Origin of the sequence: Vibrio sp. Vb1018, assembly GCF_033338775.1 — a bacterium.
Classification (GTDB): Bacteria; Pseudomonadota; Gammaproteobacteria; order Enterobacterales; family Vibrionaceae; genus Vibrio; species Vibrio alginolyticus.
Window position 1 is genome coordinate 155,819 of the sequence record NZ_JAWOTI010000006.1, and the last position, 22,759, is coordinate 178,577.

21 protein-coding genes are annotated in these 22,759 nt (G+C 44.6%); 6 read left to right on the forward strand and 15 right to left on the reverse strand.

The window, feature by feature from the left end; translation table 11 throughout:
• Positions 1-149 precede the first annotated feature (149 nt).
• The 7 genes from norR to R7Z10_RS09105 all read right to left on the reverse strand — a co-directional run bounded on the left by norR (position 150) and on the right by R7Z10_RS09105 (position 7,463).
• Complete coding sequence (gene norR / locus R7Z10_RS09075; protein WP_025766857.1) at positions 150-1,679, reverse strand: nitric oxide reductase transcriptional regulator NorR; 1,530 nt, start codon at positions 1,677-1,679, stop codon at positions 150-152.
• A 202-nt stretch (positions 1,680-1,881) separates the two neighbouring features.
• Complete coding sequence (locus R7Z10_RS09080; RefSeq protein WP_005386695.1) at positions 1,882-2,361, reverse strand: glycine zipper 2TM domain-containing protein; 480 nt, start codon at positions 2,359-2,361, stop codon at positions 1,882-1,884.
• Positions 2,362-2,484: 123 nt separating this feature from the next.
• On the reverse strand, positions 2,485-3,096 hold the full coding sequence (locus tag R7Z10_RS09085; RefSeq protein WP_017820856.1) for a CDP-alcohol phosphatidyltransferase family protein: 612 nt from the start codon (positions 3,094-3,096) through the stop codon (positions 2,485-2,487).
• On the reverse strand, positions 3,089-3,736 hold the full coding sequence (locus R7Z10_RS09090; RefSeq protein WP_017820855.1) for an ATP-binding cassette domain-containing protein: 648 nt from the start codon (positions 3,734-3,736) through the stop codon (positions 3,089-3,091). The genes R7Z10_RS09085 and R7Z10_RS09090 overlap by 8 nt, the downstream gene beginning before the upstream one ends.
• On the reverse strand, positions 3,702-5,411 hold the full coding sequence (locus tag R7Z10_RS09095; protein WP_017820854.1) for an ABC transporter permease: 1,710 nt from the start codon (positions 5,409-5,411) through the stop codon (positions 3,702-3,704). Before R7Z10_RS09095 ends, R7Z10_RS09090 begins: the two co-directional genes overlap by 35 nt.
• A 9-nt stretch (positions 5,412-5,420) precedes the next feature.
• Positions 5,421-6,581, reverse strand: a complete 1,161-nt coding sequence (locus R7Z10_RS09100; RefSeq protein ID WP_017820853.1) for an ABC transporter substrate-binding protein — start codon at positions 6,579-6,581, stop codon at positions 5,421-5,423.
• A 435-nt stretch (positions 6,582-7,016) separates the two neighbouring features.
• Positions 7,017-7,463 carry an META domain-containing protein gene (locus tag R7Z10_RS09105; protein ID WP_005378077.1) on the reverse strand — a complete coding sequence of 149 codons (447 nt, stop codon included), beginning with the start codon at positions 7,461-7,463 and terminating at the stop codon, positions 7,017-7,019.
• Positions 7,464-7,647: 184 nt separating this feature from the next.
• Here R7Z10_RS09105 and R7Z10_RS09110 point away from each other — a divergent pair, with 184 nt between their 5' ends.
• On the forward strand, positions 7,648-7,896 hold the full coding sequence (locus tag R7Z10_RS09110) for a DUF1289 domain-containing protein (protein WP_005378062.1): 249 nt from the start codon (positions 7,648-7,650) through the stop codon (positions 7,894-7,896).
• Positions 7,897-8,030: 134 nt separating this feature from the next.
• Here the strand turns inward: R7Z10_RS09110 and R7Z10_RS09115 are convergent, their stop codons facing one another.
• A complete protein-coding gene (locus R7Z10_RS09115) occupies positions 8,031-8,252 on the reverse strand; it encodes a hypothetical protein (protein ID WP_005386686.1) in 222 nt (73 codons plus the stop codon).
• Positions 8,253-8,667: 415 nt separating this feature from the next.
• Positions 8,668-10,356: a bifunctional UDP-sugar hydrolase/5'-nucleotidase UshA gene (gene ushA, locus R7Z10_RS09120; RefSeq protein WP_017820852.1), complete on the reverse strand. Its 1,689-nt coding sequence runs from the start codon at positions 10,354-10,356 to the stop codon at positions 8,668-8,670.
• A gap of 752 nt (positions 10,357-11,108) precedes the next feature.
• On the opposite strand from ushA, the gene R7Z10_RS09125 reads away from it, so the two are divergent.
• The gene (locus R7Z10_RS09125; protein WP_017634886.1) at positions 11,109-11,624 is read left to right on the forward strand and encodes a GNAT family N-acetyltransferase; all 516 of its coding nucleotides are present in this window, start codon (positions 11,109-11,111) and stop codon (positions 11,622-11,624) included.
• Positions 11,625-11,771: 147 nt separating this feature from the next.
• Here R7Z10_RS09125 and rplY read toward each other — a convergent pair whose 3' ends face one another.
• From rplY to R7Z10_RS09150, 5 genes are all read right to left on the reverse strand, one after another.
• Positions 11,772-12,050: a 50S ribosomal protein L25 gene (gene rplY, locus R7Z10_RS09130; protein ID WP_318104666.1), complete on the reverse strand. Its 279-nt coding sequence runs from the start codon at positions 12,048-12,050 to the stop codon at positions 11,772-11,774.
• Between the two features lie 284 nt (positions 12,051-12,334).
• The gene (locus tag R7Z10_RS09135) at positions 12,335-13,684 is read right to left on the reverse strand and encodes an ATP-binding protein (protein WP_005378071.1); all 1,350 of its coding nucleotides are present in this window, start codon (positions 13,682-13,684) and stop codon (positions 12,335-12,337) included.
• Positions 13,674-14,333, reverse strand: coding sequence for a response regulator transcription factor (locus R7Z10_RS09140; protein WP_005378073.1), 660 nt, complete (start codon positions 14,331-14,333; stop codon positions 13,674-13,676). The genes R7Z10_RS09135 and R7Z10_RS09140 overlap by 11 nt, the downstream gene beginning before the upstream one ends.
• 76 nt (positions 14,334-14,409) lie before the next feature.
• A complete protein-coding gene (locus tag R7Z10_RS09145) occupies positions 14,410-14,835 on the reverse strand; it encodes a PepSY domain-containing protein (RefSeq protein ID WP_005378075.1) in 426 nt (141 codons plus the stop codon).
• Between the two features lie 95 nt (positions 14,836-14,930).
• A complete protein-coding gene (locus R7Z10_RS09150; RefSeq protein WP_021707635.1) occupies positions 14,931-16,682 on the reverse strand; it encodes a DEAD/DEAH box helicase in 1,752 nt (583 codons plus the stop codon).
• A gap of 121 nt (positions 16,683-16,803) precedes the next feature.
• Between R7Z10_RS09150 and rsuA the strand changes: the two genes are divergently transcribed.
• The 3 genes from rsuA to R7Z10_RS09165 all read left to right on the forward strand — a co-directional run bounded on the left by rsuA (position 16,804) and on the right by R7Z10_RS09165 (position 19,806).
• A complete protein-coding gene (gene rsuA, locus R7Z10_RS09155; RefSeq protein ID WP_017820850.1) occupies positions 16,804-17,505 on the forward strand; it encodes a 16S rRNA pseudouridine(516) synthase RsuA in 702 nt (233 codons plus the stop codon).
• Between the two features lie 436 nt (positions 17,506-17,941).
• The gene (locus R7Z10_RS09160; RefSeq protein ID WP_017820848.1) at positions 17,942-19,144 is read left to right on the forward strand and encodes a Bcr/CflA family multidrug efflux MFS transporter; all 1,203 of its coding nucleotides are present in this window, start codon (positions 17,942-17,944) and stop codon (positions 19,142-19,144) included.
• Complete coding sequence (locus R7Z10_RS09165; RefSeq protein WP_017820847.1) at positions 19,144-19,806, forward strand: DUF2913 family protein; 663 nt, start codon at positions 19,144-19,146, stop codon at positions 19,804-19,806. The genes R7Z10_RS09160 and R7Z10_RS09165 overlap by 1 nt, the downstream gene beginning before the upstream one ends.
• Positions 19,807-19,836: 30 nt before the next feature.
• Here the strand turns inward: R7Z10_RS09165 and R7Z10_RS09170 are convergent, their stop codons facing one another.
• Entirely contained in the window at positions 19,837-21,288 is a 1,452-nt protein-coding gene (locus tag R7Z10_RS09170) for a DUF2867 domain-containing protein (protein ID WP_017634881.1), read from the reverse strand.
• Positions 21,289-21,382: 94 nt separating this feature from the next.
• Here R7Z10_RS09170 and R7Z10_RS09175 point away from each other — a divergent pair, with 94 nt between their 5' ends.
• Complete coding sequence (locus R7Z10_RS09175) at positions 21,383-22,759, forward strand: MATE family efflux transporter (protein WP_017820846.1); 1,377 nt, start codon at positions 21,383-21,385, stop codon at positions 22,757-22,759.

Consider the following 22,759-nt stretch of genomic DNA (forward strand, 5'->3'; position numbering starts at 1 on the left):
ATAGTCGTGATGTTGACCACTAGAGAGCAGAATGTGTGCCAGTTTTTATCTTGTTGATTTGTATTGATTTTTATCAGATTTAGGAGAGTGGTTGATGTAATTAAGACAACGGGCTTGATGTCTTAATTACATCGGCTTCTTGTGGTTGGTTATTTATTGATCCCGAGCTTTTTACCCATCCGATATAAGTTCCCGCGATCCATTTGTAAAAACTCCGCTGCTTTTGCCCAAACGCCACCAGTTTGGCTCAAAGCATGTTCAATTAAATCACGTTGATAGCTTTCTATTAGCTCTCGCATTGGTTGGCTTTCTTTAGGCAGATAATGCGATGTGTTTTTTACATCATCGAGAGCCAGTGAGGTGTCAAAATGGTTAAGCATGATCGTGCTTGCACCTTGTTGAATAGCGTGTAAAGCCGCGCGAGTTAAAGTGTGTTCGAGCTCGCGTACGTTTCCGTACCAAGGTAAAGACTCCAGTTGAGTCAACACTTTAGGGTGAACGTGCAGATTGGGCGCATTAAATTGTTGGCGTACCTTTTCTAACAGATATCCTGCTAAAACGGGAATATCCCCGTCACGGGCACGAAGTGGGGGGACTTGGATTGGGAATACATTTAAACGGTGGAATAGGTCTGCTCGAAATGTGCCAGCTTCGACCTCTTTTTCTAATTGTCGATTGGTCGCGGCGATGATGCGCACATTGACCATCAAATGCTGATCGCTACCCACACGTTGCAGCTCGCCTTGCTGAATTACGCGCAGCAATTTTGCTTGCAAAATCAAAGGCAGTTCGCCCACTTCATCAAGGAAAATCGTTCCACCGTCTGCCAGTTCAAACTTACCGGCACGGTGGCTATTAGCACCTGTAAATGCGCCTTTGACATGGCCAAACAGTTCACTCTCAGCCAGACCTTCAGGCAGGGCCGCACAGTTGACGTAAATCATCGGCTTATCGCTACGATGAGATTGCGCGTGTACCGAGTGCGCGACCAGTTCTTTACCAGTACCGGTCTCTCCTGTGATAAGTACCGCGTAATCTGATTGAGCAACAGTCGCAATGTTGTTTCGTAACTGGTTGATCTGCGGACTCAAACCCACCATTTCACCATGTTGAGAACGGGCTTGCTGGATAAGGGTTTGAGTGACGCTTTTTTGCTTCTGGTTTTGCGCTTTGAGCGCTTTTAATTGAGCTATGTTACGCAATGTCGCAGCGGTCAAAGCCGCAAAGGTTTCGATAGCGACAGGATCGATGCCATCAAACGCGCCCACTGTTAGTGCATCCATCGTTAGTGCGCCAACAAGTTGGCCTTCGACATACAAGCTAAAGCCCATGCAATCGTGAACATCAATGCATTGGTCTTCAGTTAATAGTGTGCCGTCGAAAGGATCCGGCAGTGAACAATCGGCATCGAAACGCACCGGTTCACGGCTATGAATAATGGCATCTAAGCGAGGGTGCGCCTTGGGGAAATAGCGACGACCTAAGACCGAGCTGGATAAGCCTTTTACCGCGACAGGAGTTAGAAACCCATCCTCATCGAAGATAAACAGGCAGCTCGCATCACATGGGAATACTTGCGCGACCCCATCAATGAGATTTTGATATTGCTGCTCGTGAGAGCGATTTGAGCTGAGGTTTAGCGCAATATTAAGGAGTACGTGGTCAACAGTCGGAGTCATAACAAGCCCAAAGTTATCTGGAATGGGCTCATGCTAGCAACTTGATGTCATTTGAACATCGAAAGGTGTGGGAGATTGATGTTCCATTGACGACGATCAAGTTTGATACGAAAAGAAACGCGCAAGTTAACAAGCCAGTGATGTAAGCTTGCGCGGGTTAGGTGTTTGAATCAAAGCAGGCCAAAGGTTTGGTTCGTCCGAATTAACGAGGAACGACTCTGGCGTCATTACCAGAAACATTGATTTGGACCGCTTGGCCTGGTTGGAAAATCATGTTTGGATTTGCTTCTTGAACAATAGAGATAATCTTTCCGTCCTCTAAACGAATGGTCAGATTCACGCCATTTCTTTTCGCGGTTGCTTCAGCCGCTTTGCTGCCTGCATAGCCACCCAATAGACCACCACCAATGGCAGCGATATCCGAGCCAGAACCGCCCCCAACTTTTGAGCCTAAGATCCCGCCCACGGCAGCACCAGCGATGGTGCCAATGGCATTGGATTGGGTAGAGGCATCAATGGTTACGGGTTCTACTTTTTCTACTGTGCCGTAGTAAACCTGCTGAACTTTGCGAGTGTCGGATGAGCCGTATGCATCTCCGTACGGGTTAGGTGAGCTACAGCCGCCAAGCACGAGCGCACAAGTAATGGTGAGCAACATGCCTAAATTGATCTGTTTTTTCATATAGCCTCCGAATGGTTTCTTCATTCAAAGAGTATATACCCCAATTTAACCTGCGTTTTGGTGCTTTATAAAACAGTGGCTTAGCGGCCTGTCCCTTAAGGAAACGCGATTGTCTAAGCAGTATTAATGATCGTTAAGCGTATGAAACCCTGAATAAATACGTGTAAAAGTAGTAAACCAGCATGCCGCGCCAAAGATATACGCGATGACGGCAAAGTGTTGCGGTAGCAAACAAAATAAAATCAAGCAGCCAATGGTTTCTGTACCTTCGGTTAAGCCGCTCATGTAGTAAAGCGATTTGTTTTTATATACCGGATTATCGATGCCTTGTTTTCCTGCCATGATGGCAAAAGCCAAAAAGCTACTACCAGTGCCGATGAAGGAAAAAATCAAAAATGCGCCTGCAACGGCATTGTGCTCTGGGTTGGCAAGCACAAAGCCAAAAGGAATCAACGAATAGAACAAAAAATCTAAGCTGATATCAAGAAAACCACCCGCATCGGTAATGCCCTGAATCCTTGCCAGTGCTCCGTCTAACCCATCACAGATTCTGTTCAGCAAAATAAACAGCAACGCCAACAAGTACTGTTCGGCGATCAAAGCAGGCAGGGCAAAACAGCCAAGCACAAAACCAAATACTGTCGTCTGATTTGCAGTGATACCACATTTATCGATATATGTCGCACTGAGTGCCAGCGGTTTGCGGATGAGCTTTATACTCAGGCTATCAAGCATGATTTGTCTCCCACGGCCAGTTTATGCAGCGGCTGCCATCAGGAATATCGTCTTCATCGTGCGTTACCATCAAAGTAGGGATGTTCGCTTGCTGCAATTGTTCGACCACCCAATTGCGAAATTGTACACGCAGGTCTTTATCCAACTTGCTATAGGGCTCATCAAGTAGCGCAACTTTCGGCTTTGCTAGCAGCATACGAGTCAATGAGATACGGGCGCGTTGCCCTCCCGAGATTTGGTCAGGAAAGGACTCTGCTAGCTTGGTCAATGAAATGTTCTTCAGTGCTTGCATGGCGTGAGCTTTACGCTCTTCACCTTTGATTGAGTTTGGTAGCGCGAAGGCAAGGTTCTCCCACACCGTTAAATGAGGGAAGAGCAAATCTTCTTGGAACAGAATACCGACCTGACGCTTATGGGCAGGGAGGGCATCCAACTTTTCGTTATCAAGCGTAATGGCTCCAGAGTAATTGAACTCGGCGGATAGGTGCCCGGCAATGGCATCCAACAAAGTGGATTTACCACAACCGCTAGGCCCCATCAGGGTAACGATTTCACCTTTTTCTACGGTCATATTAAACGCCGAGAAAAGCGCGTCGCCATTGGTTTTACGGATGGCGAGGTTTTCGAGACAAAGACTCATTCAGTAGTAAACCTTTTATAGACAAGCGGCGATACGTCCTGTGCAAGTGGCTAAGCAGTATCGCAAAAGAGAAGAACATGAATGGCAGCAGAGCTTGCCAAATGGCGTAAATAGCGGTGACACGTCGGTCAAAACCACTGGATAGTGCAACGGCTTCGGTTGTGATGGTGCTAATGCGCCCAGCCCCTAGCACTAATGTAGGTAGGTATTGCGCTAGGCTGACACTAATACCGACAGCCCACGCGAATGCAATCGCAGGTAGGAGGATTGGCAGTTTCACTTTTAACCAAGCTTGCATCGGTGTTTTACCCAAGCTGAGTGCGACGCGAGTTAAGCTGTTATCGAAGCTGCGCCACGGCCCGTCTAGCGAGAGGTAAATAAATGGGAATGCGAAGAACACATGCGCCCAGCATACCCAAAAGAAATACGCGTTACTGTTTAAGTACAGTGTTACCACTTGCATACCGAATAGCACCGATAATTGAGGAATCAGCATCGGGATGGCGATGATGTAACCGGGTATCTGCCAGCGATAACGAAGGCGATACTCATGTGCTATTAAAGCAAGAACTAGCGCGATAGTCGCGCTGATCAGGGCGATTGACATACTTTGCTCTAGAGTCCCTAGAATACTGTGCCATTCGTATTCCCAAAAACGCAGGCTGTAACGGCTTGGGAGCAAATCTGGAAAGCGCCAACGTTGAGCAAAGCTCCACAGCACCATGAGTGGAATCATTAGAAGTGCAAGTAGCGCAATCAGTGAAAATAGGGTTTTACCGGGTAAACGAAACCCGTTTCGACCAGAGTACTGCCAGCGTTTGAAGCCTTTGGTCGTTAACCATTCCACCAATCGAGCGAAACCAATCAAAAGACTAGCCATCACAAACAGTATTACTGCGCCAGCGGCCGCTCTTGGTAGGAGCGATAAATCTGGATCGTTAAACCATTGCCATACCAAAACCGCAAACGTCGGCGGGTTGGTAGGGCCAATAATCAGGGCGACATCGACAACGGACAAACTGTAAGCCAATACCGCCAGCATTGGGAAACGAAGTTTTGCTAACCATTGCGGAAATACGCATTTCCACCACGCTTGCGCCGAACTATAGCCCATCGAGTGACTGACTTTTTCAACCTTATCGACTTTCAATTGCTGAAGGATCGGAATACTCATCAACAATAAAAACGGCACTTCTTTAATCGCAAGCATGATGACCAAACCGAGTGCATGTGGGTCTTTAATCAACAATGCTAAGTCATTCACCGTTTGTGCATTCGGGTCGTAACCAAACAGTTGGTTGAGAACACGAACGCCCATACCAGTTGGGGCAAACAAGAACGCAAAGCCAATTGCAAACGCGACGTGCGGCATCGCGAGAAGTGGGGAAAGGCTAACTTCAATTTTTCGCCAAAACTTGCTGCCCCAAGACGCCTGTAGAATGGCAAACGTGATGAAGCAAGCCAAGTAGCTACTGAAAATGGCGGAGTAGAAAGTAAGCCCGATGGATGTCCAAACACCTTCCCAATCAAAGACGGCATTGAAGCCATCAAAAGAAAAGTGGTGTAGACCGATAGGAGGTACATAACCGAGCGCAGAGACCACCACTCCAAGTAGTCCCGGAATGGTAGGCAAAATACAAACTGCGATAATGACTAAATACAGCGCTCTTAACATGGATTCTTACTAATTCCCGTAGCGTTTCAACCATTCTTTTTCCAACGCCGCTTGCCAACTTGGATGTGGCTCAGCGATGGATTTGAATTGTTGAGTGTTTTTGGCCGAACCAGTTAGGTATTGGTTGCTTAGTACCGAAGGGTCGCCCCAGATGTTTAGGTTACCTTTGCGAGACTGTGCTTCAGGGCTCAATAAAAAGTTTATCGCAACTTGTGCACCAGCACTGGCATTTGCGTTCCAAGGAATCGCTAAAAAGTGGATATTTGAGAGTGCTCCTGCGTCCATTGCGTACGCTTTGGTGCTCTCTGCAAGATTACCGCTCGACTGCGCAGAGAAAACCGCGTTCGGGTTAAAGGTAATCGCCAGGTCAGTCTGACCATCATCTAGTAGCTGAAGGGTTTCTGCTGTACCGCCTGGAAACTGCTTACCACCGCGCCAAGCGACTTTATGAAACTCATCTAGATAAGACCACAGCGGTTGAGTGACTTGTTCAAACGTGTCATCGGTAATTGGTTGTTGCAGCTCAGGGGCGTTGTTAGACAGTTCAATGAGTAATGCTTTGATAAAGCTTGTGCCATGAAACTCTGGTGGTCGAGGGTAAGTCAGGCGATTCGGGAACGCTTTTGCATAGCTCAGCATTTCTGAGAATGATTTTGGAGGGTTATGGAGGGTTTGCTCGTCATGGATAAACACTAATTGTCCTACTCCCCAAGGTGCTTCTAGACCTTCTGTTGGCTCGGAGAAGTCCACATCAATTGGTAGAGATTTATCCACATATTGCCAGCTTGGCAAACCTTCGACAAAAGGACCAAATAGCAATTGGTTATCCTTCATTGATTTGAAGTTTTCGCCATTGATCCAAACCATATCAACACTACCACCGCTGTTTTTGCCTGCCGCTTTTTCTGCGATAAGTCGAGTAGTGGTCTCAGAAATATCAGTTACTTTAACGTGGTTTAGCGTCACGTTATAACGTGATTTTAGCTCTCTACTCGCCCACTGTATGTAGCGATTAATTTCTTGGCTCCCGCCCCAAGCATGAAAGTAGACGGATTGCCCGTCGGCTTGCTGTTCGATTTTTTGCCATTCGCTATTCACTGATGAATCGGCAAAAGAAGGTGTCGCAAAAGTCGTGGCTAAAATGCCAATGCTGCTGAGTAGCTTTTTCATATCTATTCCGTGTTATGTCTTTTGGTTCTTGCTTTCGTTTCTATTGACGTTTTCGCAAGTCGTTCCGCTCTGTTACAAGGATAGTAATTCATCTCTCTCTATTATCAATGCCAATCCCAAACGGAATCACTCATTGATTCAAAGAATTACTCTCAATGTGAAGCAAAACGAATAAAGGACAAATTTGGTGTCATTTTAGGAGCGGACCGTTTGTTTGAGGATATTCTTTCAAGTAATTGAAAATTATTGTCCCCAGAGATATGAATAGGTTGTTTTACAGAGCAAAATTGATGTCTAAAGCATGGAATTGAGGGCGAAAAGAGAAAGAAAGTTGGCCATTTAAATGACTTTAGCATGCATGACTAACGATTCATCGATATAAAAAAAGCAGCCGTTTGGCTGCTTTAAGATACTATCTGGTTTACTTAGTTGGGATTAGTTTACCCAGTCACGTAGTGTAAACGTCAATTCGTGATCGGCACTTTTCAGAACAAGACCATCTTTAGTTAGCGTGATATCGCTCCAGTTAGATAGTGTTTGTGTCATTGCGTTTTCGATCTTCATTTGATCTTCCATACACATCTTCATGGTCATGCCCATTTTTTCGATGCGTAGTTGGTTGTTTTTCAGCTCGGCTTGACCGAAGAAGTTGTTACAACCTGCGTTGCCGTTTGCGGTTAGATTTTCACCGATTTCTAGGCGAGCCGCTTTTTGGTGTTCGTCTAGAACGATATTTTTGCCATCAACTTGAACAAGTTCCCAGTTGTGGTGCTGCAAATCTTGAGCCGTTATTTCTTTCACATCATCACCGTTGCTAGCACAAGCAGTCATAAGAACAGGGAGAGAGATTGCTGTAACTAACGTTTTTAGGCTAAGCTTCATTTTATAGACTCCGTTTTTATAAACGCGGTAAGTATAAGTAATAAAACACTGTTTTTGTCAGCATAAGGTTATGGTTTCGTATGTTTTTGACATAACGAAGTATATAGCAAGTTTTGTTGCTGACTAATCTTCTCATTATTTAAACTAGGCCAATACGCCCTAATATGGAAAGAGCGGTTTTAGTATGGAGCAACTGGAGTTTTTTACTGTCCCAAGCCCTTGTGTTGGAGTATGTACCTCCGATGAAAAAGGGTATTGCAAGGGGTGTATGAGAAAGAGAGAGGAAAGGTTTAATTGGCTTAACTTAACCCCCGCTCAGCAGTTGCACGTTATTAAGTTGTGTCGTCAAAGGTACAGAAGAAAGATGTTGGCAGGGAAGACGAAGCCAGAACAGCTTCAAGATGAGTCATCGCCTCAACAAGACTTATTCTAGAACTCTTGTTCAGTCTGTGGGTTACGCCTTCGCTTTCGGTTCTGATTAGGCTTTTACATATTCCCGGTCCGGCAAGGTGTCCTTTAAGAACCGGGAATCTCCTATCCATTTTCCCTATAAAGCGGTAATTGGCGTTATTTCATCGACCAACGGTCGCTAACCCAGCCTCCCGCTTGTTCGTCGAAGTGATTTCCTGAAAATCGATGATTGAATTCAACATCTAATTTACTTGTTGGGCGTTCATCCATGAGTTGATGAATGTATCTCGCCATAGGATCCGTACAAGCTTCACGCTCTCTACGGGTAACTACTTCTTTGATCATTTGGAGTCTGTAGCTATTGCTGGCTCGTTTCATTTTTGACCTCCAGAACTCGATGGCAGCAGTTTGAACACATTGACGTCCAGATCGCTGCTCATTAGTGTGCGCGTGGAGGCACATCACCATCGTTTGAAGTCCAAAGACAAATTGTTTGAGAGCAGTGTTTGTAACGCCATTCACATCTTTCTCAGAATCATTGACTGTGCGATTGAAAATGTTTCGCGAAATTTAGCCGATGAACCTGCATATTTAAAAGACCTTATCAAACATAGAAGCCCAACACAGGGGCGTCAATAACACAAATGAACAATTTTTGAACATATTGTGAAGGTGGAGAGTTTTCAGTAATTTATCGAAAATAAAAAACCGAAGCACAAAGCTTCGGTTTTAAGGAAAGCCCTGACGAAATTGCTTGTAAAAGCTCTTAGCGCCAGGGGTAAGGTGTTGAGTATTAGCTACCAGTTGCAGGACAACCTTTTACTGGTTGGCCATTACTGAAGTACTTGACGTTCTCTAAGTTCTTGTTGTAGTTATCCGCAGAGATTTGTGGGTTGTTTACGAAGAACTCGCGCAAAACGTATGCATCGGTTAGCTGTGTAGATTGAACATCGATGATTGGATAGTTATCGCCACCAGCAGCACTGAAGCTGATTACAGAGAATGTGTACGTTTCGTTTAGATCGAAGCCTTTATTGTTAATATCGGTAATGGTTACTGAGCCAGCATCACAGTTTACATCTAAAGTGATGTTATCTAGTTGAGCGTAAGCACCAGACCCTGCAGATTTCGTCGCAACCACGTCTAGGTATTCTTTAACTTCTTTACCTGTCATAGTTGCTTTAGTCACGAAGTTACCAAATGGCTGAACCGTTAGTACGTCACGGTAAGTGATATCACCATCTTGGATTGAATCACGCACGCCGCCAGAGTTCATAACACCAAAGTCAGCATTTACCGTTTTGTAAGTACGGTATGCCTCGCCGAGTAGGTGACCTAGGTTAGTTTGTTGAGAGCGAACTACGTTACGATCACCTTCTAACTTACCCGTCGTATTAGAAATCTTCTCATCTAATAACTCTTGACCTTGTTGTTGGTATGGCAGTAGTAACGCTTTTACTGTTGCATCTTGTTGAATTCGTTCACCGATAACTTCATCGTTTTCGTCTAGAAGGTTTACAGGAATCAGTGCGTAGTTCGCTAAGTGAAGCTTGCCGTCGTAGTATTCGAAGTCTGCACGACCCACATATTTACCCCACTCATGCGCTTGCATAATCCAAGTGCCTTTTTGTTGGTCTGGGGCACAATCATCCCCAGGTTTGAAATCAGCATACTCATTGGTACCTGGTTCCATACATACAGGGTTTTGCGAGTGACCACCGATGATAGCGTTTAGCTGTCCTTCTTCAAGAGAGCGAGCGAGTTTCACGTCACCTGGTGCTTCACTACCGTTTTTACCATCTTCGTAGTGACCCATGTGCGTCGTTGCAAATACTAGGTCTACCTTTTCGTTCTCTTCGATTTCCTTCAGTACCTTTTTGATTTCTACTTGAGGGTCTTCGAAGTGGATGTTTGATACGTTGTCTGGATTGACTAGCTTCGCAGTGTCTTGCGTTGTTAGACCAATAACAGCGATCTTAAGGCCGTTGATAGTAAATACTTTGTAAGGGTCGAAGTAACGCTCGTTTGTATCTTTTTTATAGATATTCGCAGCCAGCATAGGGAAGTCAGCTAGCTCGGCTTGCATATCGAGAATATCTAGTGAGTTATCAAATTCGTGGTTACCGACAGCCATTGCATCGTAACCAAGTAGGTTCATCCCTACGAAGTCTGGAACCGCATCTTGCATGTCTGATTCTGGTACACCGGTATTAATATCACCGCCAGATAGCAGAATGGTTTCACCGCCTTTTGCTTCGACTTCTGCGCGGATAGATTCGATTAAAGTGTGACGCGCAGCCATGCCGTATTCGCCGTCGCTGTTATGCCAAAAGCGACCATGGTTATCGTTAGTGTGGAGAACGGTGAACTTAGTACAAGAATCTGCAGTCTCGCAGGTTACTGGAGAATTGTCGCTGTCTGAGCCGCATCCTGCTAGCGCAGCGCCCACTGCCACTACCAAAAGAGATTTGGAAAACTTCATAAGGGATCCTTTCTTTGTGATTTTGTTATTGTTACGGCGTGAAATATACGGAATTAATGTGAAACTTTAGTGATCTATCTCTTATTTATACTTCTATCGGAGAAATGAATTAATAAGCCTGCAAACTACGTCTATAAATAAACAGAATTGGTATTTAGTATTTATTTTATATAGCTAGCTCTATTTTTTGTGAGGTAGTTAATTGAATGTGTGTTGTTTGTGTGAATCAATGCGCATTTTTGCGAAGTATTACGCTGATTTTGGTGATTATTTTGCCAAGTTTATGTTTTTCCTAATAGGTATGACACAAATCGTTATAAATTTTCGCTCTGATGATGAGGGGTGGCGGTTTGTATGCATAATGAACAGCACAGAGCTTAAACTCATTTGATCATGGCTTTATTCTGCCAAACTCTATTAAAAATTGTATTTATCTCTTTACTATAATTGCGATCGTTTAGAAACCTTATGCTTTAAGCATCGTTTATTTATCCTCATCCGATACCTTATCGTGCTTATTCCGCATTTGACACTCGAATGTTTAAACAAATAGATTCAACCTAATGAGTCAAAATGAAAAGTAAATAATGGATCGTTCTTCTTCGAATATTATGATGTGAACTATCATTTAATTAATGAAAATGAAATGGATTAATGTAAAGCGTTGCGACTGTAACTGTTATCTTTGAGCTTTGGTTTAAAGGGTAGGGTTAAAAGAATTTGTAAGTGGTGAACGCTAATAAAGGATGCTTATGAGATACACAGTAAGGGACGCACTCAAAAAGGAAGCAGCCCAAATCGCCAAGATACACGTTGATTCTTGGCAGGTGGCGTATAAAGGATTAATGCCAAAGAGCTACATAGAGCAGTTTACGATTGAGCGTCGAGAAAGGATGTGGGCACGAGTGATGACGGAGCAACTGGCCCAATTGATCGTAGTTGAGAGGCAAGGAGAAATTGTTGGCTTTTTAAGTTACGAGTTACCTAACCACACCAGCGAAGATAAAACGGCATTAGTGACATGTTGCTACGTTACGCCGCTACATTATGGGCAAGGAGCAGGAAGTGCACTGTTAGATGAGTTAGAGACACGTTTGCTCTCTACGTCAGTTATGCAGATCAGTTTGAAAGCACTGGATACTAATCAACAGGGGCTTAACTTTTACAAGAAGTGTGGTTTTGTGCGTACTGGAGAGGAAGAGTCGGAAGTGATTGAGAGTATGACGCTGACCGATCTCACTTTAGTGAAGTATATTGCCCGTTCATAAATCAAATGCTATATGCCAAACATAGTAAAACCCCGGAGGTGGTAAGACTCCGGGGTTTTGAAATTTTGTAGATGTCTCGGTTGGTAAATCCGATTATCTTTTATGCAAAAGGTTTGGATTTAATCCGATTAATTCCTTGGTAGGGAATTAGATACGGATGAAGTCCATGTGTTCAACTTTTGGCTTGAACGCGTGACGTTGAACGTCTTGTGGCTTAACTTTAACTTCTTTGCCATCGATAACTAGAACGATGCCTTTGTAGAATTCAGGCTTGTCCATTTGGTTTACGATGTCGTCGTGGTTAAGAACGATAGCTACTGCTGCTTCTTCACCGCCGTATACAACTGCAGGGAATTTGCCAGCGTGACGTAGGCGGCGGCTCGCACCTTTACCTAGTTCAGTACGTACTACTGCTTCGAATTTCATAGTATTTACTCTCAAATTAGTAAAAATCAAATGTTCACAATCAACAATGCGACCTTGTTGTTCGTGGTAAAGCTTGAAACAGGAACTGTTCAAGCGAGCGCAGATACTATCATTCCACTTATAAATGGGCAACCCAAATCGTATCCAAATCAACAAAAAGGTATGATTTAGCGGGGTGGAAGGCTATCCCTTTTAACGCTTTGCTTGGATTTTGTTCACATCGACTTCATTTTCATCGGTTTACTGATCATGGTCCGAAAAACAAAGTTTATGTGTTATATGCTTTATGTTCGGCTGAGATGTAAGACTAAAGATGCTTTTAATCCACCTAAAGCGCTTGTATCCAATGTTAATTGACCTCGGTAACTGTGTGCCATTTCACTGACTATGTTTAGACCAAGACCTGAGCCAGGGGTTGTTTCATCCAATCTAACTCCTCTCTTGATTACTTGACTCAGTTTCTCTTTAGGGATGCCTGGCCCATCATCTTCAATAATGATGTGTATATTTTCCTTATCCTGAGAGGAGTGCACACGAATCATGCTGTTGGCCCACTTATAGCCATTTTCTAGCAAGTTACCTAGCATTTCATCGAGATCGGTCTGCTCTACTGCTACATTCAGCTCTGAATCAAGTTCATTAATTAAGGTAATGCTTCGGCTCGCATACACTTTATCAAACGCCATTGAGATAGCATCCACACGATCTGCTGGGTTCGACTTCACTGATAATATGTTCATCGATCCGGCCATACGGGCACGACCCAAATGGTAATCGATATGGTCTTGTATTTGATTGATTGGAGCTCGGAGACGGGATTGTGCCTCAGGTTCTAACGTCTGAACTTCATTTTTTAGAACAGAAAGTGGCGTTTTAAGTGCATGAGATAGGTTACCTGCATGATTGCGAGCTCTCTCTAGTAATTCTTGGTAATGGAACAGCAGAGCGTTGAGGTCGAAGATTAGAGGAGAAATCTCTTTTGGGTAGGTTTCTTCTAGACTCTTTTTATTACCAGACTTCAGCTCGGCTAATTCTTTTTGTAGCTTTGTAAGCGGACTCAATGACCAAGCAATTTGCAGTAAAATGACGGTAAGTACGCCCGCGAATAATAAACCCAAAATAAGCCAAAGTTGGCCGATTAACGTTTGAAGGGTATTTTTAATGGGCTCTTCGTCAATACCAATAATAATGTGAATAGGACCATCGTAATCAGGAAGATACAGCGCTTTTTCTAGCGTAATTAGTTTTTCGCCTCTTGCTCCATACGCATCTTTATCCAAACCTTTGTATTCGATTTTTTTGTCCCACAACGAACGAGAACGTTCGAGGCTTGCCTCTGTAGAGGCGCTCCAATACAAACCACTGTAAGGTCGGTTAAATCGAGGGTCTGATAGCTGAGCTGCGAGTGAAAGATGCCCGGTGTTATCGACTTCTAACTGTGCGGCGACTTCATCCATAAAAATGCTGAGCTGTGAGCGAGTGTCATCAACCATATAGTTATAGACCTGCGTCGGTATCGTCACACCAGCGGCGAGGATCATTGCCGTTAACCAAACGATCGCCGCTAAAACGAGGCGACTTTTGATACTCAGTCGTTTTATTGCGTTCAACGGTAGCCTGTTTCTATTCGGCATTTAATTGGTATCCCAACCCTCGGACAGTTTTGATGATCTTTGGTGCGATTTTTTTGCGAATTCGGCCGATAAAAACTTCGATTGTGTTGGAGTCACGATCAAAGTCTTGTTTGTAAATGTGCTCGACGAGTTCGGTTCGAGAAATCACTTTTTCCGGGTTATGCATAAAGTAAGCGACCACTTTATACTCTAGCGCCGTCAAGCTTACCGCTTGCCCTTGCCACATGACTTTAGAAGTGCGTGTATCCAAGCTCAAGTCGCCAATTTGCATCACAGGAGAGGCATTACCAGAGGCTCTTCGTAGCTGTGCACGAATACGAGCGATAAGCTCAACCATTTCAAATGGTTTAGTTAGGTAATCGTCTGCACCTGCGTTTAAGCCTTCAACTCGCTGCGTTAGGGTGTCGCGAGCGCTTAGAATCACGACAGGAGTATTAATGTTTTCATCTCGGATGCCTTTTAGGACGGTAAGACCATCCAGTTTTGGCAAGCCGAGGTCAAGAACAATGGCGTCCCATTCTTCCGAAGTCGCGCGATACAGAGCGTCTATGCCATCTTGGGACAGTTCTGGTACCCAGCCGGTACTTTCTAATGTTTCGATGATTTGCTCGCCTAAACGAGGATCATCTTCAACAACAAGTATTTTCATATTGATGATTCTTATTATGTTTGGATTTTTATCGAAGTAAGCTACGCATCGCGTCTGGATTACGCATTAGACAAGTTTAGTTGTTTTGCGGCTTTAACGCTTTGTTAAAGCTGCGACCTTTGATCTCAAGCATTTCCAGCGTGGCGGCGTCGTACTCAACTTTCAGGACGCTATTGTTGTACAGAATTTTCAATTCATACACCCAAGCATCATCATCTTCTTCAAGCTCGACCTTGATGATGCGGCCGTATAGGTCGTTTTCTACTGCGGCGTAAAGTTCCGAAAATGGTCGTATATATCCTTGTTGAACCGCGCGATAGACCTCATCTTGATCTTCATCGAATTCGATGCGTGTTCCTGGCTTTTCGACATCTTGCACGATGGCGTGGCCATTTTGTGATGTGTACTCGTTGCCATGCTTGGCAAAACTTGGTGCACACATGAATGTCGTGATAAGGCCGAAAAGTAACGCAGAATGTAGAGAAGTCGTTGCTTTATACATAGTCAAACCTTTTCTGGAGCGTTAGCCGCAGTATATCGGATATAGATGAACAGAGAGTGAATCAGCTAATTGAGTTTTGCCATGTGTTGTCGATGTTATTTCAACTCATCTTCAAAAATCTTATCCCGCAGCTTCCAAAAGCGACCAGATTTTCTAGCAATAACAAACTGAGGCAAACGGAAACGATGTTGATTAGCTACAACGCGTGTCGGTGAAGCCTCTTCAAAAGGGCGATGCTTGTCTGCTAAGTGGGGGCGTACGAACTGATCTTTAAACGTTTGTTTTTGTTTTTTGGTACTCAATGACCAAAACTCATGAACTAACGCATTGCCTTCGCCTTGGTATGGTTCACCAGAATACGTCACCTTTAGCTGAGATTTACCATCACTGGACTTAAATACAGATAGGTCCATTTCTGTGCATTCAAAGATTAATGCATCTTTGAGATTAAGGGCTTCTTTTAGCTTTTTATCTGGGTCAACGAGCGTCGCGTCACACTCATGACAAATTCGTGCAGCAATATCGTTGTCCGCACCACATTCACCACAGTATTTGGCACGAAAACGGTAGCCACAGTGTTCACGTTCGCCTGTGTCTTCATCTTCAAAGTAACCTTGGCAACGTCTGCCAAAGTGTTCAACCAAGAAACCGTTACTATCCAACTTACCCCAGAAGTTGTTATTGAATCCGCAAGCCGGGCAAGGAATCGTGATAATTTCACTGTCAGAGTCTGGTTTGGGATCACCGACTTCTGGTTGGTATAAATCGTAGCTGTTGCCTGCGTAATCAAGCACTAAACATTCTGATTTTCCGTCTGATAAGCGTAATCCTCGTCCTACTATCTGTTGGTACAGACTGACTGACTCTGTTGGTCGCAAAATCGCGATTAAATCGACATGCGGCGCATCAAACCCGGTTGTCAGTACCGAAACATTGACTAAGTATTTTATTTGACGATTCTTGAACGCTTGGATGATCGCATCGCGCTCCGGCGTAGGTGTATCACCAATGACGATTTCAGTTTCGCCTTCTGGCAATAAACTGTGTATCTCTTGTGCGTGTCGAACAGTTGCAGCGAAGATCATGACACCTTGACGCTCTTTCGCATATTGCATGATTTGCTCAACAATTTGCGGAGTCGCACGTTTGGCTTTATCGATCACCATGTCCATTTCTGCTTCTTTGTAGCGTCCGGTGTTAGCGGGCTTCAGCTGAGAGAAGTCGTAAGACAAAACGGGGGCATCCATCATGCGGGCTGGAGTGAGGAAGTTTTCGTCGAGCAAGTAACGGATCGGCAGTTCGAAAATACAATCGCGGAAGAATCGAGGCTCTTCGGTTCGCACTTGACCTCGGGTGTGATACTGATAAATCCAGCCCATTCCTAAACGATAGGGCGTTGCAGTTAGTCCCAGCACCTTAATGCCAGGGTTCAGTTCTCGTAAGTGAGTAATAACTTTTTGGTAGCTGCTGTTTTTGTCATCTGGCACACGATGGCACTCATCAATAACGAGCAGAGAAAACTGGTTTTTGAACGAATCTAAGTTACGTACGACCGATTGAACCGAAGCAAACACGACTTGCTGGTCAGTTTCTTTTCGTCCCAATCCTGCTGAGAAGATAGAACCTTTTAAACCATAACCTTCATACTTTGCGTGGTTTTGCTCGACCAGTTCTTTTACGTGGGCGAGGACTAACACTCGTCCTTTCGCAAGGCGAGCAAGTTCTGCGATCACCAAGCTTTTTCCTGCACCGGTTGGCAGCACGATCACTGCTGGTGTCGAGTGTTTACGAAAGTAATGAATAACGGCTTTAACCGAGTCGGCTTGATAAGGACGAAGTGTGTACATGAAAATATGTGAAATTGCTCAACTATTCGAACGAGGAACGCTATAATACCTGACTTTTATACCCAAGTGACCTTTAAACCAAGATTTAGAGATCACTTGGGTATAATTCAATGAGGTATTCATGCGTTTAGATAAATATTTGTGTGACGCTCTGGGTGCAACACGCAAACAGGCAACAAAGATCATCAAAAGTGGAGACATCACCGTTGACGGTGAGGTTCAAAAAAGTGGTGCATTTAAAGTACCTAAAGGTGCGGAAGTGATGTGGGAAGACCGTGTTATTGGTGCTCCTGGTCCTCGTTACATTATGTTGTATAAGCCTGCTGACTTTGTTTGTTCACATGAAGATGGCTACAACCAAACTGCATTCGCATTGCTTGATGAGCCTAAAATTGAAAACCTTCACTTTGCGGGCCGATTAGATGTCGACACAACTGGTTTAGTATTGATTACGGATGATGGTAAGTGGTCTCATCGTATTACCTCACCTAAGCATAAGTGTGAGAAAACGTACCGTGTTTGGCTCGTCGATGCTATTCAGCCAGATTACGAGGAAAAGCTCGAACAAGGCATCATTTTGCGCAATGAATCAGAAGCAACATTGCCTGCTCGTTTGGAAATCGTGAACGAGGCTGAGAATGAAGTATTGTTAACTATCGTGGAAGGTAAGTATCACCAAGTGAAACGTATGTTCGCGGCGTTAGGAAATAAAGTTGAGTACTTACATCGTGAGCGTATTGGTTCTATCGAACTTGATGAGGCACTAGAACCAGGTGATTATCGCTACCTCACGCAAGAAGAAATTGATTCTATTTGGAATTAATTGTCGGCATGGGAAATTCTTTAGTTCCTAATAGGAACTAGCCTTTTGGTAGGAATTGGCTCAAAATAAATTTTCCTACCAAAATTAGTGCCTAGACAATTCCGGTGTGCTTACTCATCTCAGTGATATGCCTTTGCATTTAGCTGATGCATGCATACTCTTATTGCAAAGCCTTCGGCTACGGTGAATGGAATGATGGTGTCAACGCCATCATTTTTACTGCATTGTGTTTGTTTCCCATAAACACATTTCGCTTTCACATGCTTTTCTATGTCGAGTTCGTCAAGGTCACACCTTGGTACATATTTGCCCTTATGATTCTCGAACGTTGGATAGAACAGGTTTTTGGCTTCTACATTCAGCGATATGAGAACTTCCGTTATTTTCACTTTGTTCTGCAAGTATTGACGGTAGGGCTCCAACAAGAGGTAAAAGAATGACAGAAAAAGCTCAAAGTGCTCCGCAATCCCAAATCAGTTTTCTATTGTTTCTGGTACTAGGAGCGATTGGTGCTTTGACGCCTTTGGCGATCGATATGTATTTGCCTGCGATGCCGACAATAGCGAAAGATTTGGGGGTCGCGCCTGGCGCGGTTCAGATTACGTTGACGGCTTATACCGCGGGTTTTGCGATCGGCCAGTTAATTCACGGGCCGCTTGCCGATAGCTTTGGTCGCAGACCTGTGTTGATTTTAGGCGTACTTTTCTTCGGCTTGGCTGCTGTTGTGAGTGCGACAACAAATGGCATTGATGCGCTGACCTATGTACGTACGGCACAAGGTTTTGCTGGCGCGGCAGCGGCGGTCATTATCCAAGCCGTCGTGCGTGACATGTTTGACCGTGAAGACTTTGCACGCGCAATGTCCTTCGTTACTCTGGTCATTACTATTGCGCCGTTGGTGGCACCGATGATCGGTGGCCATCTCGCGATTTGGTTTGGTTGGCGTTCCATTTTTTGGGTACTAGCTATTTTCGCTGTAGTTGTGATTTTTCTCGTACTTTGGAAAATCCCTGAAACGTTACAGCCTGAAAATCGTCAGCCTCTTCGTTTCCGCACGACGCTGAGAAACTACGCCAGATTATGCTCCAATCCTGAAGCGATCGGTTTGATGCTCTCAGGTGCGTTTTCATTTTCCGGAATGTTTGCATTTTTGACGGCGGGTTCGTTTGTTTATATTGATTTATATGGTGTTCGACCAGACCACTTTGGTTACCTATTTGGTTTGAACATTGTGGCGATGATCATCATGACCAGTATTAATGGTCGCTTGGTGAAGAAAGTGGGTTCCCATGCCATGCTTCGTTTTGGGTTGTTCGTGCAACTTTTGGCGGGGATTGGTTTATTCGTAAGTTGGTTAATGGACTTCGGATTATGGGGCATTGTGCCTTTTGTTGTGCTGTTTATCGGTACATTGTCGACGATAGGTAGTAACGCGATGGCGCTGCTTTTAAGTGGTTACCCATCAATGGCGGGTACGGCGTCGTCTCTAGCGGGGACATTAAGATTCGGTATCGGTTCATTGGTTGGTGCGCTGGTGGCATCACTGCCCGGGAATGTTGCTTGGCCGATGATCATCGTGATGTTTGCTTGTTCTGTGCTTTCAGCACTGTTTTATTGGACTTTAGGAAGAAAGGCGTAATGTCGAATTACACCAAAGAAATTCAAAACTTGGTTAACTCAGCACTTGAAGAGTTAGATCAAGAGCATCGCTCAGGTAAGTTAGCCAATGCCCCTGTTGCGAATAACCATTATTTAGTGCGTTGGGTAACAAAGGCGCTAAAATCACAACGTTTCGGACGTACGGTAGGCGATGACTTAACGCGTTGGCAAAAAGCAGGTCGCTCAAAGGGGAACGATGCTGGTTTGTTGTTTATCTTTAAACGTATTTCTTCTTTTTATGCGCAATTCTTCCCTGAAGGTGAAGACTCCAAAGTGTTCAAAGATTCAGATATTGAGTCTTTTCTTGATTTGATGGAGCAAGCAGGCTGGGAAGTCTCAACATCTGAGCAACTGATTGGGTGCGGCAAAGTACAAATCTTCACTGAAGGTCAAAACTCTTTAGCGTTATGTGCAGACCAATGCGAAAGCTGTTTTGATGGCGAGTTGCTCGTAAAGCCAATGAGTTGGTTTGTGCGTGGCAATCATGCTGAGTTTGTTGAGAAAGCAGCGCAAGCGGGCTTTATGGTTCATAAGGTAACAGACTACAAATCGATGGTGAAATACCATGGCGAGTACCTTATTTTTCCAGCAAACGAAGGCAACCAGTTAGCCGAAATTCCACTCTCGTTCAAAGCTGACTAAAGTGACATTTTGAGTGTTTAGAAGCCCCTGTTATTGGGGCTTTTTGTTTTCTAAACGGTTTGCTTCTTTCGCGATGGCTTTGACCATGCCTTTAAATATGAAAAGATGGGCTGGCATCATTGCAAACCAATAAAGCAGCCCAAGAAACCCTTGCGGGTGCCACCAGGCGGTAATATCCAGCTCTCGTTCGTCACCGAGATCTTTGATGGTAATTTCTAAACGCCCAAGGCCTGGGCCTTTCATACCAAAAAACAGTGAAAGAAACTGATTATTATCGCAGCGAATCACTTTCCAAGAGTCAATAAAATCACCGACTTTAAGCTCTGGTCCAGGAGGAGAAACGCGAATCGGTTTTCCGCCACCAAAAAAGATATCGAGCCATTCACGTGTACGCCACAAGATGTTGGCAAAGTAATAGCCTTTTTCGCGACTCCCGATCTTTTGCGCCACTTTCCATAATGCCGCAGCGGAGGCATGAGTTTTAATGCTCGCTCCAGCTTGTTTTGGGTAATAACCATATCCTGGTTGCCATCGACGAAGCGCTGCGGGTTCAAACCCCCAGACATTACTGCGTACAAATGTGCCTTCATCTTGAATGGTATCAGTTACCGCTTGCTCGTAGCTGATCAGCGTTTGAGGAAATCGTTCTTCAATCGCTTTGGAGTTTGCAATGTAGTCGTGCTCTAAGCCAGCAAGTAATGCTTTACCGATACTAGTTGGCACTGAGGTAACTAAACCTAGCCAGTACGATGCCATTTTCGGAGTAAGTAGCGGGGTCGACCACAGTCGATACGGCTTGTTCGTGATTCGGCAAATGACTTTGAACTGTTCGCGGTAGCTAAGTGTATCTGGCCCACCAACTTCATAAATTTGACTTTCTTCTGGAGAGGGAGCTTCTGCTAACTTCAACAAATAGTGGTTGAGATTGGGCAAGGCAATAGGGTTCGCTTTTGAGTCGACCCATTTAGGCGCGATCAAAATAGGTAAGTTGTAGACAAAGTCACGCATGATTTCGAAAGCGGCAGAGCCGGGGCCGATGATAACGCCAGCACGCAATTCAGTTACTGGAACACCAGACTGTCGAATTATTTTTCCCGTGGCTTTACGAGCGGCTAAATGGCGAGAGTTTCCGGTTTGAGGTTGAATGGCACTCAAATATACAACATGCTCGACGGAGCTTTGTTCCAACGCATATTTGAAGTTCAAAGCAAGGTTTAGTTCGTACTCAACAAAGTCATCACCTTGAGCCATCCCGTGCACGAGAAAAAAGACTAAATCAAAATCGTTCACTACAGCCTTCGTGGTCTCTGCGTCAGCCAAGTCGAGATACCTTAACGTTAAATTAGGGTGAGGCTGAGTTCTTGACTCTAAATAATCAATATGTCGCGCCGCTGCTGTGACGGCGTAACCTTTATCTAAAAGTAACGGAAGAAGTTGAGAGCCAATGTAACCCGAGGCGCCTAGCACCAACACCTTTTTCATTATCTGTCCTTTTATCGTTGGTGGAATAAACACCACAGAGTATAATCATGAGACACTTTCCCCATTCTATCAATAAGTTGTCGTTGGAGCGCTTGTGACTTTTCTTTCTCAACTCTCAATACACGCAGATAAAGCATTCTTACGTCGTTTATTTGCAATCGCGTTACCAATTACACTGCAAAGCATGATGTTTTCTAGCCGAAGCCTCGTCGATGTTCTTATGCTTGGTCAGCTTGGTGAAGCAGAAATTGCCGCTGTTGGAGTTGCTGCGCGCGCGACTTTCGTCACCACCATCATGTTAGTTGGGGTGACAACGGGCGGTGCGTTGTTAACCGCTCAATATTGGGGGGCTGGCGATAAAGTTGGGGTGCGTCGCAGTACCGCTTTGACATGGATGATCGCAATGATGTTTGCTGCGATTGCTGTTGCTTTGTTTGTTGTTTTTCCACAACTCATCATGAGCTTGACTACCGATTCACAAGAAGTGATTGAATTAGGGGCCAGCTATCTCATTATTTCGTCGGTTAGCATGTTTGCTGTTGCATGTGTGGCCAGTATGTCGGTGGGCCTAAGGGCGATGCACCAACCAGGCCTAAGCACTTTTTTTAGTGGTATAGGCATTTTATCTAATGTGTTTCTTAACTGGGTTTTAATTTTTGGTCAATTAGGCTTTCCTGCTCTGGGTATTACGGGAGCAGCGATCGCAACGGTAATCAGTGGCGCGATCGAAGTAGGTTGCTTGTTTGGTTATCTATGGTTGAAAAAACACATAATCGCATTTGGTTGGGATGATATACGCGCAGGATTGGTCTTAGATAAAATTACGCGTTTCTTGAGCCTCTCTTTGCCAACCACATTTAACTTCTTGGCGTGGGCTGGTGGGCTGTTTGCTTATCACGCCATCATGGGGCAAGCAGGTGTACAAGGTTTGGCGGCACTTTCCGTAATGACACCTGTTGAGTCGATCGCATTGGCGATGATGATTGGTTTATCGAATGCGGCTGCAGTTCTAGTCGGGAACCAGCTCGGCGCTCGTAATTTTGAACCCGTTTATTATCAAGCATGGGCTACGGTCATTTTGAATGTGCTTATCGCATTTGTGGTCGCCGTCTTGTTGATAGTGTCAAATCAATGGATCCTTAATGCGTTTAGTGCACTGACAACAGACACTCGCGAGCTAGCTGAACAGTTTATGGTGATTCTTGCGTTGGGTGTCGTGCTACGCTCGGTGCCGATGATGGCGATTGTTGGTGTATTACGTGCGGGCGGTGATGTTAAGTTTTGTTTGTATCAAGACATCTTGGCGCAGTGGGTGATCGGGATTCCACTCGCAGCATTTGCAGCGATTTATCTCAATTGGGACCCACAATGGGTTTACTTACTCTTTTTGACGGAAGAAGTTGTGAAGTGGGCGATTTGCTTGCCAAGAATGGTTAGCCGAAAATGGATGAAAAACCTGATTGGCCAGTAA

Bases quoted from the DNA above. Each gene is read 5' to 3' on its own strand.
- R7Z10_RS09085 (WP_017820856.1), bottom strand. From the start codon at position 3,096: ATGCTTGATAGCCTGAGTATAAAGCTCATCCGCAAACCGCTGGCACTC.
- R7Z10_RS09145 (WP_005378075.1), bottom strand. From the start codon at position 14,835: ATGTATAAAGCAACGACTTCTCTACATTCTGCGTTACTTTTCGGCCTT.
- R7Z10_RS09080 (WP_005386695.1), bottom strand. From the start codon at position 2,361: ATGAAAAAACAGATCAATTTAGGCATGTTGCTCACCATTACTTGTGCG.
- R7Z10_RS09150 (WP_021707635.1), bottom strand. From the start codon at position 16,682: ATGTACACACTTCGTCCTTATCAAGCCGACTCGGTTAAAGCCGTTATT.
- R7Z10_RS09095 (WP_017820854.1), bottom strand. From the start codon at position 5,411: ATGTTAAGAGCGCTGTATTTAGTCATTATCGCAGTTTGTATTTTGCCT.
- R7Z10_RS09110 (WP_005378062.1), top strand. From the start codon at position 7,648: ATGGAGCAACTGGAGTTTTTTACTGTCCCAAGCCCTTGTGTTGGAGTA.
- R7Z10_RS09105 (WP_005378077.1), bottom strand. From the start codon at position 7,463: ATGAAGCTTAGCCTAAAAACGTTAGTTACAGCAATCTCTCTCCCTGTT.
- R7Z10_RS09140 (WP_005378073.1), bottom strand. From the start codon at position 14,333: ATGAAAATACTTGTTGTTGAAGATGATCCTCGTTTAGGCGAGCAAATC.
- R7Z10_RS09125 (WP_017634886.1), top strand. From the start codon at position 11,109: ATGAGATACACAGTAAGGGACGCACTCAAAAAGGAAGCAGCCCAAATC.
- R7Z10_RS09160 (WP_017820848.1), top strand. From the start codon at position 17,942: ATGACAGAAAAAGCTCAAAGTGCTCCGCAATCCCAAATCAGTTTTCTA.
- R7Z10_RS09170 (WP_017634881.1), bottom strand. From the start codon at position 21,288: ATGAAAAAGGTGTTGGTGCTAGGCGCCTCGGGTTACATTGGCTCTCAA.
- rsuA (WP_017820850.1), top strand. From the start codon at position 16,804: ATGCGTTTAGATAAATATTTGTGTGACGCTCTGGGTGCAACACGCAAA.
- R7Z10_RS09090 (WP_017820855.1), bottom strand. From the start codon at position 3,736: ATGAGTCTTTGTCTCGAAAACCTCGCCATCCGTAAAACCAATGGCGAC.
- R7Z10_RS09165 (WP_017820847.1), top strand. From the start codon at position 19,144: ATGTCGAATTACACCAAAGAAATTCAAAACTTGGTTAACTCAGCACTT.
- norR (WP_025766857.1), bottom strand. From the start codon at position 1,679: ATGACTCCGACTGTTGACCACGTACTCCTTAATATTGCGCTAAACCTC.
- rplY (WP_318104666.1), bottom strand. From the start codon at position 12,050: ATGAAATTCGAAGCAGTAGTACGTACTGAACTAGGTAAAGGTGCGAGC.
- R7Z10_RS09135 (WP_005378071.1), bottom strand. From the start codon at position 13,684: ATGCCGAATAGAAACAGGCTACCGTTGAACGCAATAAAACGACTGAGT.
- ushA (WP_017820852.1), bottom strand. From the start codon at position 10,356: ATGAAGTTTTCCAAATCTCTTTTGGTAGTGGCAGTGGGCGCTGCGCTA.
- R7Z10_RS09100 (WP_017820853.1), bottom strand. From the start codon at position 6,581: ATGAAAAAGCTACTCAGCAGCATTGGCATTTTAGCCACGACTTTTGCG.
- R7Z10_RS09115 (WP_005386686.1), bottom strand. From the start codon at position 8,252: ATGAAACGAGCCAGCAATAGCTACAGACTCCAAATGATCAAAGAAGTA.